General features: G+C 38.4%; 12 protein-coding genes and 1 pseudogene. 7 read left to right on the top strand and 6 right to left on the bottom strand.

What is annotated here, in order from left to right; all coding sequences use genetic code 11:
- Positions 1–188 precede the first annotated feature (188 nt).
- Positions 189–1,421: a sugar transferase gene (locus L4C44_RS16710; RefSeq protein WP_428805401.1), complete on the top strand. Its 1,233-nt coding sequence runs from the start codon at positions 189–191 to the stop codon at positions 1,419–1,421.
- 1 nt (position 1,422) lies between these two features.
- On the top strand, positions 1,423–2,247 hold the full coding sequence (locus tag L4C44_RS16705; protein WP_428805400.1) for a glycosyltransferase: 825 nt from the start codon (positions 1,423–1,425) through the stop codon (positions 2,245–2,247).
- Between the two features lie 169 nt (positions 2,248–2,416).
- On the opposite strand, the gene L4C44_RS16700 is transcribed toward L4C44_RS16705, so the two are convergent.
- From L4C44_RS16700 to L4C44_RS16675, 6 genes are read right to left on the bottom strand one after another with little or no spacing between them, the layout of a single operon-like run.
- Positions 2,417–3,334 carry a glycosyltransferase family A protein gene (locus tag L4C44_RS16700; RefSeq protein ID WP_428805399.1) on the bottom strand — a complete coding sequence of 306 codons (918 nt, stop codon included), beginning with the start codon at positions 3,332–3,334 and terminating at the stop codon, positions 2,417–2,419.
- Positions 3,335–3,341: 7 nt separating this feature from the next.
- On the bottom strand, positions 3,342–3,803 hold the full coding sequence (locus L4C44_RS16695; protein WP_428805398.1) for an acyltransferase: 462 nt from the start codon (positions 3,801–3,803) through the stop codon (positions 3,342–3,344).
- 37 nt (positions 3,804–3,840) lie between these two features.
- The gene (locus L4C44_RS16690; RefSeq protein ID WP_428805441.1) at positions 3,841–4,929 is read right to left on the bottom strand and encodes an EpsG family protein; all 1,089 of its coding nucleotides are present in this window, start codon (positions 4,927–4,929) and stop codon (positions 3,841–3,843) included.
- A gap of 27 nt (positions 4,930–4,956) precedes the next feature.
- The gene (locus tag L4C44_RS16685) at positions 4,957–6,006 is read right to left on the bottom strand and encodes a glycosyltransferase (protein WP_428805397.1); all 1,050 of its coding nucleotides are present in this window, start codon (positions 6,004–6,006) and stop codon (positions 4,957–4,959) included.
- A 12-nt stretch (positions 6,007–6,018) separates the two neighbouring features.
- On the bottom strand, positions 6,019–6,483 hold the full coding sequence (locus L4C44_RS16680; protein WP_428805396.1) for a serine O-acetyltransferase: 465 nt from the start codon (positions 6,481–6,483) through the stop codon (positions 6,019–6,021).
- On the bottom strand, positions 6,480–7,790 hold the full coding sequence (locus L4C44_RS16675) for a lipopolysaccharide biosynthesis protein (protein ID WP_428805395.1): 1,311 nt from the start codon (positions 7,788–7,790) through the stop codon (positions 6,480–6,482). The genes L4C44_RS16680 and L4C44_RS16675 overlap by 4 nt, the downstream gene beginning before the upstream one ends.
- Positions 7,791–8,179: 389 nt before the next feature.
- On the opposite strand from L4C44_RS16675, the pseudogene L4C44_RS16670 reads away from it, so the two are divergent.
- From L4C44_RS16670 to cysE, 5 genes and pseudogenes are all read left to right on the top strand, one after another.
- Positions 8,180–9,100 (top strand): annotated as a pseudogene (locus tag L4C44_RS16670) (IS5 family transposase).
- A 913-nt stretch (positions 9,101–10,013) separates the two neighbouring features.
- A complete protein-coding gene (locus tag L4C44_RS16665; RefSeq protein ID WP_048612491.1) occupies positions 10,014–10,448 on the top strand; it encodes a rhodanese-like domain-containing protein in 435 nt (144 codons plus the stop codon).
- A gap of 98 nt (positions 10,449–10,546) precedes the next feature.
- Positions 10,547–11,014, top strand: coding sequence for a protein-export chaperone SecB (gene secB, locus L4C44_RS16660; RefSeq protein ID WP_009847959.1), 468 nt, complete (start codon positions 10,547–10,549; stop codon positions 11,012–11,014).
- A 178-nt stretch (positions 11,015–11,192) separates the two neighbouring features.
- The gene (gpsA, locus tag L4C44_RS16655; RefSeq protein WP_123311729.1) at positions 11,193–12,257 is read left to right on the top strand and encodes an NAD(P)H-dependent glycerol-3-phosphate dehydrogenase; all 1,065 of its coding nucleotides are present in this window, start codon (positions 11,193–11,195) and stop codon (positions 12,255–12,257) included.
- Positions 12,258–12,507: 250 nt separating this feature from the next.
- Positions 12,508–13,329 carry a serine O-acetyltransferase gene (gene cysE / locus L4C44_RS16650; protein WP_009847961.1) on the top strand — a complete coding sequence of 274 codons (822 nt, stop codon included), beginning with the start codon at positions 12,508–12,510 and terminating at the stop codon, positions 13,327–13,329.
- Positions 13,330–13,475 lie beyond the last annotated feature (146 nt).

Raw genomic sequence — 13,475 nt, 5'->3', positions numbered from 1 at the left:
AATACCCGAAACGGGGTTAGCTCTATCTTTAAATATAATTACGCAACAAAGCCGCGACAAAGTCTTGATGGTGCACTAAGACTGTGCCAATATTTGGCTAATAAATTGGGGACTGGGACATTTAAAAAGCGATATGATAAACTTAGAGCCCTTACTATTGCATTACTAGCTAACCCATAAAAGATAGAATGAAAAAATTAATCAAAAACTCACTATTCACACATGGAATAGCTCTATTCATCGCGATAACATATATGTTACTGACATCGTCATATGAGTGGGGAAATCTACCAAACACTGTTAAAAACAGCATGGGCATATGTCTAGCAAGCTATATAGTAACAGCCAATATACTTCCTCGAATCAGTAAGTACCTTTTGGTTGATCGAAAATATTACATCCTTCCAGTAATGTTAACGGTATATGCAATAACTTTGACTTTTATTCTCTTGACGCGCCTAGATTATTCAAGACCAGTGTTCATTCATGGTTTCATTATAAGCTTTTTAATATTTTATTCGCTTGGTTTGGCGCAAAGAGAACATAGAAAACTAAAACTAGCGGCAATAGATAACTTTAACTTCGATGAACTAAAAACAAATAGAAATATTCAGCTGGTTCAGGTTAGCAACTTTAACCTACTACCAGTAACATATGATGGTCTTGTTTTAGATCTCCATAAAGACTTGACAGGAAAGCAATCTAAATTCGTAGCCGATTGTAGTATAAATAACATCCCAGTATTCCATTCTGAAAGCATCAGAGAAATGGTGGAAGGTAAAGTGCAAACTTCACACCTATCAGAAAATAGCATTGGTACACTTCAACCTAATCCAATATATAGCTCATTTAAGAGGATGTGGGAATCAATACTCATTTTAGCAAGTTTACCTATAACTCTACCAATTATGGTCATAACAGCATTACTAATAAAAATTGAAAATCCAGGACCTGCTATGTTTATTCAAGAACGAGTAGGACAAGGGGGCAAGCCATTTAGAATTTTTAAGTTTAGAAGCATGACTGTACGCCCTAACGATGCCGCGTCTAAGTTCGCTACCGAAGAACAAGCCCGCGTAACTCGTATTGGTAAGGTTATTCGGAAAGTTCGTATTGATGAGCTTCCTCAATTTTTTAATGTTTTGCGAGGCGAAATGTCATTAATAGGTCCACGCCCAGAACAAGAATCATTTGTAAAGCTATTCGAAAAAGAAATACCGTTTTATGGCTATCGTCATATGGTCAAGCCAGGCATTACTGGCTGGGCGCAAACTGTACAAGGTTATGCTGATGACACAGAATCCACAACAGAAAAGCTAGCGCATGATCTTTACTATATAAAATACCTTTCATTCTGGTTAGATATGAACATAGTTATTAAAACTGTAAAAACAATGCTAACAGGCTTTGGAGCCAAATAATATGCTAGGCATAACCGATAGCGTATCCGTGTTGATGAGCGTCTACCAACATGAAAAAGCCGCTCACTTAGAGCATGCTTTACACAGCATTTGGACAAACCAAACACTGAAGCCTGATGAAATAATTCTTGTAGAAGACGGGCCACTTACTTGTGAACTCTATCGTGTGATCGATAGCTGGAAAAGAAAGCTACCAGAGCAATTCAAACCTGTAAAAATAAAAAAAAATGTTGGGCTTGCTTCTGCTTTAAATGATGGATTACAACATTGCAGCCATGAATTAGTAGCTCGAATGGATACCGACGATGAAAGCCTTCCTCGTAGAATTGAAGAGCAAGTAGCGTATATGACTGCTAACCCAGATATAGTTGCATGTAGCGCACAACTAGACGAGTATGATATCGGCTTAACGCGACAAATAGGACAACGACTTTTACCTCTTTACCCAGAAGAATTAAACCAGTTTTGTAAAACTCGATCTCCACTTAGCCATCCCGTTGTAATGTTTCGGAAAAGCATTGTTGAAAGTATTGGTGGCTACCCATTATTCAATAACTCGCAAGATTGGGCTCTGTGGTCACTCTTGATTGTAAATGGGCATAAAATAGCAAATATCGATTCTAAGCTGTTAAAAATGAGAACTGACACCTCCTTATTAGAGCGAAGAGGTGCAAAATACTTGAGTAATGAAATAAAGCTGTATAGATATCAAAATAGAATTAAGCTAATAACAAGAAAAAAAATGCTAGCAAATATCGCACAAAAATCTGTTCTTAGACTCTCTCCTAACTTTGTTAAAAGATATTTATATAAAAAATACAGGTAGTGATTAATATCATTTACCCATCTATATTGCTCCCCATCGTTAAAATAAATAACACAACAGTAGATTTTATATTTCGTAAATTCAGGAAATAAAATCTACTATTTCTGACAGCTCGAATTAATATCCCACCAAGAAAAACATTAGATAAAGCTCTGGGTACTGTCGATGTCTAAATGTTTTTCGTTTTTATTTCCAAATCTATGTTGATTTGATATCTGTACCTCAATAGATAATCCGCTAACCCGACAGGATAAAGTAACAAAGTTAGAATCTTAAAATCATTATTTTCAAATGGATTAGATTTTGACAGGATACATCCCGTAATATAAGTTGCCACTGCCTTATACCGCTCCTTCTTTGTCGGAGCCATCCCAACTAGTTGCTTTTTATACATGGTATAGCCTCGAGGATTTTTGACAATCAACTTTCTTTTATTTTTGGTTATGCCATCTTTACGATATTCGCAAATCATAATTGATTTATGTAACACCTTATATTTATAGATTTCATCAATCTGATCAAAAACATAACTTAATGGAAAGTAGCTCTCTCCTTCTATGCTAGGGTAGGTAAAGTTTCTGGCTATATTAGTTTTGAAAACATGCGCGTACTCAGGAGGGATGCCAAGATTATAGCGAATATGTCGTTGTGTCGATTGCTTCAAATCTCGCGGAATTGAAACACCCTGCATTGAAGATATACCATCTTGACCTCTCAATGAAAAAATCCCACAAATAGAATCATCATCCTTAATAGACATATACTCTTGAGCTATTATGTCAATAGCATTTTCAGTCAATACATCATCAGAGTCTAAGCAAACCCAAAGTGGTGTAGTTGTTAAACTAAGACTCTTATTAATCGCTCTACATTTACCACCGTTAGGCACTTTATAATACTCAATATCTATGTCACTGATTATTTGCCACTGACTAACCAGTTCTTCAGTACCATCATCTGAACCATCATCAATAATTTGCCATACAAACTGTTGGTCTGACTGATTCTTCAAACTATTATAACAATCAACGAGTTTCTGTTTTCTGTTATAAGTTGGAGTAAAAACAGTTATCAATTTACTAATCATATATTACCTATAGGTTTTTAATTTTCTTTGCTGGCACACCAGCATACAGTGCATTGGAACTATCCAGATCTTTATTAACCACGGATCCTGCAGCTACGATTATGCCTTCCGCAATATCTACTCCAGGCAAAACGGTCACATTAGCCCCAAGCCAAACATTATCACCGACAGTCACTGCCTGGTTAACATGCCCCTTAAGGGTTTTATTAGTATGCCAATTTTTTGTATCATAGCCAGTAGACAAAATCGTCGTTCCATAAGACAATGTAACATTTTCCCCTATCCTTATCTTCCCCGCTCCATGCAAATACACGTTGCCATTTATTCGAGTACCAGCGCCAATATAGACATTTTTGTGTTTAACAATAGTAGGTGTATCATAAAGTATCACACCATCAAACAAACTATAATGCACTACCTTATAAATATATGTTTTTATTTTTGTTATAAGTCTAATAATAGAATACACATTTCAGTCCTTTAGTTTTCAACCCACTCATAATATGTTACATGCTAATAAATATTGAGTATGGAAATATACCATGAGAATCAGTTAATAACCCTCTAAAAAATAACAATGTATAGAATAGTGATAAAGCCGCCATAGATAAAACTCGGCTCTCTTTCTTAAACAAAACACACAAAGCTATAGGAATTCCAATTGGAACAAATATAGTATAATAATGCAAAAGTCTTGTGATTAAACCGACGTTGTAAAAAACATTTGCTAAAATAAGAGCTACCAGAGATACACTTATAAATAAAATATCTAGTTGAGGCATTCTCTCATATTTTAGTTCTTCATTATCAATTATATGATAAGAAAAAATTAACATGATAATAATAAATTGAGTAAAAACAATTCTAATACCTAGCCCCTTCCCCCCGTGAGATATAACTCTAGAATCCGTTAGAAATGAAACATAGTGCTCTGGAATAAAGTAAGCCGCTATTTCAAAGATATTTATGAATATATGACTTGAAAATATGAAAGGTATGGAACACAACCACAAAAATATAAATTTATATGAACTAAATTTTAACTGGTTAAAGAAATAGACAGGTAAAAAAACGATAGCTGAATAATGAAAACTAAAAGCCAATAATAATATAAGGAGAAAAGCGAGGAAGTTTCTATTCAGGATATACTTAACTGAAAATAAGACAATGGCAACAGCTAACGACTGCCTCATCACATTGTGAAAGGCAAAAAACTGCCCGAAAGACAAAAAGCCAAGCCAAGCTAAAAACAAGCAATTACTATATCTGTAGATAAATATAGAAACTGAAAGCATAACAAAAACCGAAATAAACAAAATCATTATCGATGCATCTTCTGAAAATAAAGAAAACATTTTATTTATCAGAATGAAACTTGGTTCCAGCGTCTCTATATATTCATGAGCTGGATTGTTACTTGACAAGCTATATATCCAGTAGTATTCATTTGTGTCTACACCTACATATATAGACCTTAACCCTAATAGGGCCGATGTTAATACAAATATAAAAAAAGTTGATACCAACTTAGTCCGATCATTCAAGTCTGGACTTAATAAAAACAATGAAAACAACAAAAAAACATATATAATCATCACAACATCACACTGGTTACTGTATAGCTAAAAAATACCCTTTAGCTTATCAACGGCTTTAGTCCAAGAGTGTTTCTCTAAAAACTCATCAGCATATGCTGAATTCCAACTTTCTAGTAGTAGAAGCTTACTTCTTAGGTCTGCCATATCAATATCAACCACTTCACCTAAATTATAATGAGCCACAGCTTCACCAACAAAACCAACATCAATAGCTAATATAGGAACTCTTTGAGTTGCCGCTTCATATAAAGAATAGCTGATAGATTGATCGTCCAACCCTCTCCAATAAAAATCAATATACTTACCTATCTCATCAGCATTGTAATCAACAAACTCATCAATTAGTATGATATTTTTGTTTTTACTAATTTTAGTCGCTAAGTCTATATTAGTATTAATATGTGTTTTTAAATCTCCCACCATAACAAGATACAGTTCAATACCAGCTTCTTTTGCCTTGTTAACTAAATCAGGCGCATAATCAATATGTAAATATTTATTTCCTGAATTTGTAGGGCAAAAACCAATATATACCTCCCCCTTATCTCGAAGCCCTTCAAAAACACTAATTAGCTTACCATTATTTGACTTTTTATTACGTCTATAGTTAGACTGCCTCACCCCAAAACAAATGTAGTCTATTTTATTTGCATATTGTGGAAACTGTTTGACTGCTACCGGAACTAATAATTCATCCATAACATAGATTTTTTCCGACTTTTTCAACAAATAATTTCTTTTAATCTTAGTTAAGAAAGGATAAAACTCTTTTGTCTCCTTATCTATGTTGTGACAAAACCAAACTATTTTCACGCTGAAGAAACTGAGGATAATAAATGTCAAATATCTTGATAAAAACAGAGCTAAACTCAGCAAAATATTACGATTATCGTTCATATACCTAACTATCACGGCATCAGGCTTATTATTACTAAAAATCAAATACATCAAATAAAATGGAAATAATACTCCCTTTACAGGGTTGGGTATAATATTCAACCCAACAAGCTCACCATAACGCTTAAGGTATTGAGTTTTATCATCATCAACCATACAATAAATAGTTTTATACACTTCTAGTCCTTATTATTTTGAGATGACTTTAGCAGGAACCCCTACCGCCACAGAGTTATCAGGAACATTCCTAGTTACAACAGCATTCGCACCAACTATGCAGTTTTTGCCTACCGAAACCCCACCCAAAATCACAGCTCCCGCGTATATAACGGTATTATCACCTATCTCAGGATATTCATCTAGGCTCTGACTCGAACGACCCAAGGTGACATTTTGAAAAATAGTAACATTTTTACCAATTTTAGTGCCGGTACCAATAATGATACTCGCTGGATGTTTCAAGGTTAATGATGAATCAAAAACAGTACTATATGAAATAAAAACGCCATACTTTCTTTGTAGCCTTAAAGCGACAATTGCACCTAAATTACTGTAGTTCTTCACCTTACAAAAACAAAGAAGCTTAATATATATCCTTACTCTTGTATCTACAGTTGCGAATATTATATTAAATACCCTTTCTGAGACTCTCATTTACATCCCTTCCTTTGCGCTCGACTTAAAGTAACTAAGACTAAAAGAGAGGCAGACAAATAAAAAATTGATAAATAAATACTAATAATAGAGACAAACCATACGCTATCTACTTCTAAATTCTGAAAAACCAAATATACTAGAATCAAACCAATCACTCGACATGAGTGTAAAACCATAAAATAAAACTGAGAACCAATTATATTTATCACTTCCATCAAAGGTGATGAAGTAAATTGAAACAGTAGAAATGGAGCTAAAATAGTGGCGTACTTTCCTGCCATTAGCCACTCAGGACCAAATGCAATCACAAATAAACGTTCAGATAGCAGAACTATTGCCAAAGCAATCGGAATACCCACCATAAATAGTTTCCTCTGAACCATTAGAGTTATTTCTTTTATATTGTTCAGATCTGTTCTGTTTATATTTGCAATCTCGGCATAAAAAGCATTCGCTACCGATTTGCCAATTAAGCCCATAGGCAATGAAATAGCCATTAAAGCAAGACTTAACTGACCTGTAACTTCTTTGTTATACAACGCAGCCATCATCAATACAGGAGCTTGAACGGAAACTACCATTAATATCTGAGAAGGTAACCGAAACCATACAAATCCTTGATAATACCTCCCCATAAACAACTGTTTTTCTGTGCATATTTTTTTCGAATATAGGAGGTAATCATTTTGAACACTCCGATATAGATTAGCAATACCAGCACTCTGGCTCAGCATCTGGCCAACCATTAACCCTATAGGTTTAAATGCTAGTAATCCCAATACAATTTTTGTTGCACTACTAATTATGGACTGATTTAACTGAGACTTAGCCATCGCCTTGTATTGCCTTTTCCGCGTAGCCCACAAGCTAAATAATTCATAAAAAGCAGCTCCTGCAGAGCCTAAAACGATGAGCGGCCACCACTTATAAAGAGCTCCCATAGAAAAAAAAGCGAGTAACTCTTCTCCAATTAACCACAAAACAATAGCAAGTAAACCAGAGCCTAAGGCAATTAACTTGGCACAAAGCGAAAACAAGTTAAAGGCAGCTAAATCATGCCTTGGCAACGGTAAAGCTTGCACATATCGTAAAGTCAATATTTGAGAGAAAATTGCCGTAAAAGAAATATACAATGCCAAAACAGCGTAATCTTCAGGTGTATAAATGCGTGTAAGGAAAGGGATGCTACCGATGCTAATGATTCGAGCTAGTCCTGAGCCAATTAACAACGTTAATATTCCTTTAAAAATACCGCCTTGCTCCCCAGACTGCAGACGCTTATTTAATTTTCTAAGAATATTCACTTTTTAACTTTTATTAATGCATAAATTTATACTGCTAACTCTAACACATTTGAATGATGTTGTGGATAAAATAAGGCTCTGTTGCTTAAGTCGATGGCACTAACTCAAGTAGATACCGACCTGATACAACAACACCCACCAACGGGCCAGATTGACAACAAACCCAAGTAAAACAAAAGTTTAAATCAAAGGTTAAGTTCGAAAATTTTAAGAACTCAACTATTACTATCCCGCTAATGGTAGTCGAGTTTTATCTCTGCAGTTAAGAGCATTGTAAGTCTTTCTAAACTCAACATTTAAGATGGCTAATGGCTTTGTTGCGTAATTCAATGGAACTAAATCCAGAACCTACGATCTGATCTGCTAAGTCCACTCTCTCTCGTAGCTTCATGCCTAGACCTCGTTACAAAACAACCAACTGGAAGCAATACAACCAATCACTCATTAACCGTGGCTCCCTGACCTTTTGGATTGATGAAGAAGCGATAAGTAGCTGGGCGCAAAGCAAACAGAATAAGCGCGGGAGACCACGTCGGTTCAGTGATTTAGCTATCACGACGGCGCTTATGGTCAAACGAGTTTTTTCTATGCCATTGAGAGCGCTGCAAGGGTTTATCGACTCAATATTTAGGCTTGCTCATGTTCCATTAAGTTGTCCTCATTACACCTGTATCAGTCGTAGAGCTAAGCAAGTTGAGGTCTCATTTAAGACAAAAGCGAGAGGAGCGATACAACATCTAGCTATTGATGCGACTGGCCTTAAGGTTTATGGCGAAGGTGAATAGAAAGTAAAAAAACACGGGACAGATGGCAAACGTAGAGTCTGGCGAAAGCTGCATATTGCCGTGGATACAAGCACTCATGAAATCATTGCAGCCGAGCTAAGTTTATCGACAGTTACAGATGGAGAAGTACTCCCGAATTTACTGAAACAAACACGCCGAAGTATCCTTGAGGTGTCTGGTGATGGCGCTTATGACACGAGAGCGTGTCACGATGCGATTAAGATTAAGCGAGCCGTTGCGCTTATTCCTCCAAGAGAAGGGGCTGCTTTCTGGGAAAGGGGTCATCCCCGAAATCTCGCAGTGGGTTGCCAGAAGTTATACGGCTCAAATAAGTATTGGAAAGAGCGGTATGGATACCACAAACGTTCACTCTCAGAAACAGCGATGTACCGAGTTAAACAGTTGCTAGGAGGACGATTGAGCTTAAGAAATTACAATGCACAGGTGGGTGAAACTTACGCGATGATAAAAGCGTTGAACAAGCTCACTGGGTTAGGGATGCCTGAAACTTGTCGTATTGACTAAAAAGCATGCGAAACGGGGTGGCTCTATCTCTAAATTTAATTACGCAACAAAGCCATGGCTAATATCGAGCTAAAAAGTTAAGGTTTCATTTAAAATTAAAACAGAGATTCGATATTGCATGTGATTACTTTTACTATAACTGTCTAGGTTGATGACGTAGATGAATGGAAAGTAAAAAACATGATACTGTTCGAGAAGTGCATGATATGCATGGAAGCTACATATAGTAGATTCAAGCTCCCATGTCGAACAATCAATGAAACACCCCGCGTGATAGCTTGAAGTAAAAGGGGTTTACATAATGCCGTGCAATTAAAGCGAGTTCCCCCTCCCCTCATCCGACTGAGAGAACAACTGCGCTTTGAGAACATAAAGACATCTAGGTAGTCTGAAGCTCAGCTAATCCGACAAGAAGACAAACAATGTTATAGCCATAAGAAACGGTAACATATCGGGTGAAACAACCATTATACAGAAATCAAGTCTCGAAGTTACAACGCTTAGATTGACGATATTTATACAATGTTCAGTACACTGAACAAGTTTACGGAACTAAATATCTCTTAAACTCCGCATATGTTTAATGCCTTGTTACTTTATTACCTGTAAATAAAGTAACAAGACCGCAACGTTCTTCAACCTTCACATCTAAATCTGATTGATGCTCAGCAAAGATACTGATTGTAGGTAGAGTACGTTTAGTGCTCTCAAAATAGAGACACTACCGTCCTTTGGTCACAAAGCGAAAACCACACTACGCATTTAAAATGTAAATTCTTCTATTATCTATGTATATAATCAAAAAAATCCAGTTATGTGCGCGGGTAAGCTAACTCTATGTACACCAAACCCCAAAACTCGCTATACTCCTGACCTATAGTTTTTCGCCCAATAACGAATAAGAGTTCAAGACATGCAAGAGTTAGTTCCATTTGTTCAAGAGAATATGATTTTAGCCATCGTATGGATCGGCTTGGTTGTTGCCATCATTGCGAACGTTATCAAGACATCAAATGCAGCCTACAAAGAGATCACGGCAGCGCAAACCACACACATGATTAACCGTGAAAACGGTGTTGTGGTTGATATTCGTACTAAGGATGAGTTCAAAAAGGGCCATATTACGGACGCAGTTCACATTTTACCGTCAGACATCAAAGCAAATAGCTTTGGTAGCCTTGAAAGCCGCAAAGCAGACCCAATAATCGTAGTATGCAAGACAGGTCAAACTGCTCAAGAAAGCGCTAACTTACTGGTTAAAGCAGGCTTCGAAAACGTAAGCGTGCTGAAAAGCGGATTAGTGGCTTGGAGCGAAGCTAACCTACCTTTGGTTAAAGGTAAGAAGTAGTTCAAGGCAAGAAGTAAACTGACCGATAAACTAACTTTCGGGCTTTGTTCGTCAAACATAATGAACAAAGCCTAATTTAAATTTTTAAGGACAAGAAAATGGCTGAAGCAGCACAACAAGACGCACAACAGAACTTCGCAATCCAACGTATCTTCCTAAAAGACGTATCTTTCGAAGCGCCAAACTCTCCAGACATGTTTCAAAAAGAGTGGAACCCAGACGTAAAACTGGACCTAGACACTCAAAGCCGTGAACTTGGCGAAGGCGTGTACGAAGTAATTCTACGTCTAACGGTTACGGTTAAGAACGCTGAAGACACTGCATTTCTTTGTGAAGTTCAACAAGGCGGCATCTTCTCTGCAAGTGAAATGGAAGCTGGTCAACTGGCTCATTGCCTAGGTGCATTCTGCCCGAACATCCTATTCCCATACGCTCGTGAAACCATTTCTAGTTTAGTGGTTAAAGGTACGTTCCCACAACTGAACCTAGCACCAGTAAACTTTGATGCTTTGTTCATGAACTACCTACAAAACCAAGCTCAGCAAGCTGAAGGCGAACAGGCTTAAGTCTCAAAGTAGAACTTAACTCTAACGATTCAAGCGCTAGTTAGCTTTTAAATGCACATCGCAACTTCTGCGATGTGCATTTTTTCTTTACACTGTACTAAGATTGAAAGCTCTGCTTATTTTAGTGGAAAGCTTTTTCAAAACTCTTCGATTTCCCTCATTATTTTTAGGTGGAAGCATGACAGAAACAACTCACCCGACTAACACGACAGACGCTTACGGTAAAGACAGCGCTTACGGCAAAGAGATTGCCATGACTGTCATTGGCGCAGGTTCTTATGGGACATCTTTAGCGATATCTCTAGCGCGTAACGGTGCCAATGTTGTTCTTTGGGGACATGACCCTGTTCATATGAATCGCCTTGATTCAGAACGTGCGAATAATGAGTTTCTGCCCAATATAGACTTCCCAGAAAGCCTAATCATCGAGTCAGACCTTGAGAAAGCGGTAACAGCAAGTCGCGACCTTCTCGTTGTCGTTCCTAGCCACGTGTTTGGTATCGTTTTGAATAGCCTTAAACCTCACTTAACTACGAACTCTCGTATCTGCTGGGCAACGAAAGGGTTAGAGCCAGAGACTGGCCGCCTACTCAAAGATGTCGCACACGATGTGCTTGGTGATGGGTACTCGTTAGCGGTTCTATCCGGGCCTACCTTCGCCAAAGAGTTAGCTATGGGTATGCCAACGGCTATCTCTGTTGCTTCACCAGATGAAGTTTTCCTAGAAGAGCTTCAAGAAAAAATCCACTGCGGCAAAACATTCCGCGTGTACGCAAACTCAGATTTCATTGGTATGCAGCTTGGCGGCGCCGTTAAAAATGTCATCGCAATTGGCGCTGGCATGTCGGATGGTATTGGCTTTGGTGCTAATGCACGTACTGCGCTTATCACTCGCGGCTTAGCCGAGATGAGTCGATTGGGTGCAGCTCTTGGTGCACAACCAGAAACCTTCATGGGAATGGCTGGACTGGGCGACCTAGTACTAACATGTACCGATAACCAATCGCGAAATCGCCGTTTTGGTTTGGCGCTAGGCTCAGGTAAAGACGTCGACACGGCTCAAGAAGAAATTGGCCAAGTTGTCGAAGGTTATCGCAACACCAAAGAAGTTTGGTTATTATCAGAACGCATGGGCGTTGAGATGCCAATTGTTGAACAAATTTATCAAGTGTTGTATCAAGGGAAAGATGCACACCTAGCAGCGCAAGATCTACTTGCTCGAGACAAGAAGTCAGAAAGATAGAAAAGCGGTAGAGAGATTCGAGTAAACGAGATGCGAAAAGAGTAAAAGCGGATACGGGATTCGGGTAATCGAGATGCGAAAAGATGAAGAGCGCCTTCAAACGTTCGATGACAATGCTTTTCGTTACTCGTATCTCACGACTCTAATCTGTTCTTTACATCTCGTTCTTCGTATCTTGATTACTCGCATCTGTTCTTATAGCTCTTCTCATCTCGCTACACGTATCTGGTTTAAAGGAATGGATGGTAAAATGAAACACTGTGAACAACAAAAAGTTTGGCAATGCATTGTGAAGGAAGCTCGACAGCAGTCGGAGCAAGAACCTATGCTTGCGAGTTTTTATCATGCCACTATTATCAATCATGAAAGTTTAGGCGCAGCCCTTAGCTATATCCTAGCAAACAAGCTAAAGACGGCTTCAATGCCAGCAATGGCGGTGCGTGAAGTGGTTGAACAAGCATTTAAGCAGGACCAATCGATTATTGATGCTGCCGCTTGTGATATCTGCGCGACGGTAAATCGAGATCCTGCGGTCGAGATGTACTCGATGCCTCTGCTTTATCTGAAAGGCTACCATGCTCTACAAGGTTACCGAGTCGCTAACTGGCTATGGAAGCAAGGCCGTATAGCACTTGCTACCTACCTACAAAACCAAATCTCAGTCGCTTGCCAAGTAGATATCCATCCAGCTGCACGCATCGGCAAAGCAATCATGCTCGACCACGCAACAGGCATTGTTATTGGTGAGACCGCTGTCGTTGAAAATGATGTATCTATCCTTCAAGACGTGACCCTTGGTGGTACGGGTAAAGAAGGTGGCGATCGTCACCCTAAAATCCGTGAAGGCGTAATGATTGGTGCCGGCGCTAAAATACTCGGCAACATTGAAGTGGGTGAAGGCGCTAAAATTGGTTCTTGCTCTGTGGTTCTACAAGCCGTACCACCTCATACAACAGTCGCTGGCGTTCCTGCAAAAATTGTCGGCAAACCAAAAACTGACAAGCCGTCTTTGGATATGGATCAAGGGTTCAATGGTCGCTCTCAGAACTTCATCCATGGTGATGGGATTTAAGAGCAGATTCGGGATTCGAGTAACCGAGATACGAAGAGCTTAAGAGCCGATGCCTGATTCACGCAACGAGATACGAAGAGCTTAAAAGCAGATGTGGATTCGATTCAGCGAAATTCGAAAAATTAAGAGCAGATGCGAAAAGATTT

This window comes from Vibrio satsumensis, from assembly GCF_050337435.1.
Classification (GTDB): Bacteria; Pseudomonadota; Gammaproteobacteria; order Enterobacterales; family Vibrionaceae; genus Vibrio; species Vibrio satsumensis.
This window is presented reverse-complemented; position numbering and strand designations above follow the sequence as displayed.

Bases quoted from the DNA above. Each gene is read 5' to 3' on its own strand.
- cysE (WP_009847961.1), top strand. From the start codon at position 12,508: ATGAAACACTGTGAACAACAAAAAGTTTGGCAATGCATTGTGAAGGAA.
- secB (WP_009847959.1), top strand. From the start codon at position 10,547: ATGGCTGAAGCAGCACAACAAGACGCACAACAGAACTTCGCAATCCAA.
- L4C44_RS16665 (WP_048612491.1), top strand. From the start codon at position 10,014: ATGCAAGAGTTAGTTCCATTTGTTCAAGAGAATATGATTTTAGCCATC.
- L4C44_RS16690 (WP_428805441.1), bottom strand. From the start codon at position 4,929: ATGATTATATATGTTTTTTTGTTGTTTTCATTGTTTTTATTAAGTCCA.
- L4C44_RS16710 (WP_428805401.1), top strand. From the start codon at position 189: ATGAAAAAATTAATCAAAAACTCACTATTCACACATGGAATAGCTCTA.
- L4C44_RS16705 (WP_428805400.1), top strand. From the start codon at position 1,423: ATGCTAGGCATAACCGATAGCGTATCCGTGTTGATGAGCGTCTACCAA.
- gpsA (WP_123311729.1), top strand. From the start codon at position 11,193: ATGACAGAAACAACTCACCCGACTAACACGACAGACGCTTACGGTAAA.
- L4C44_RS16700 (WP_428805399.1), bottom strand. From the start codon at position 3,334: ATGATTAGTAAATTGATAACTGTTTTTACTCCAACTTATAACAGAAAA.
- L4C44_RS16680 (WP_428805396.1), bottom strand. From the start codon at position 6,483: ATGAGAGTCTCAGAAAGGGTATTTAATATAATATTCGCAACTGTAGAT.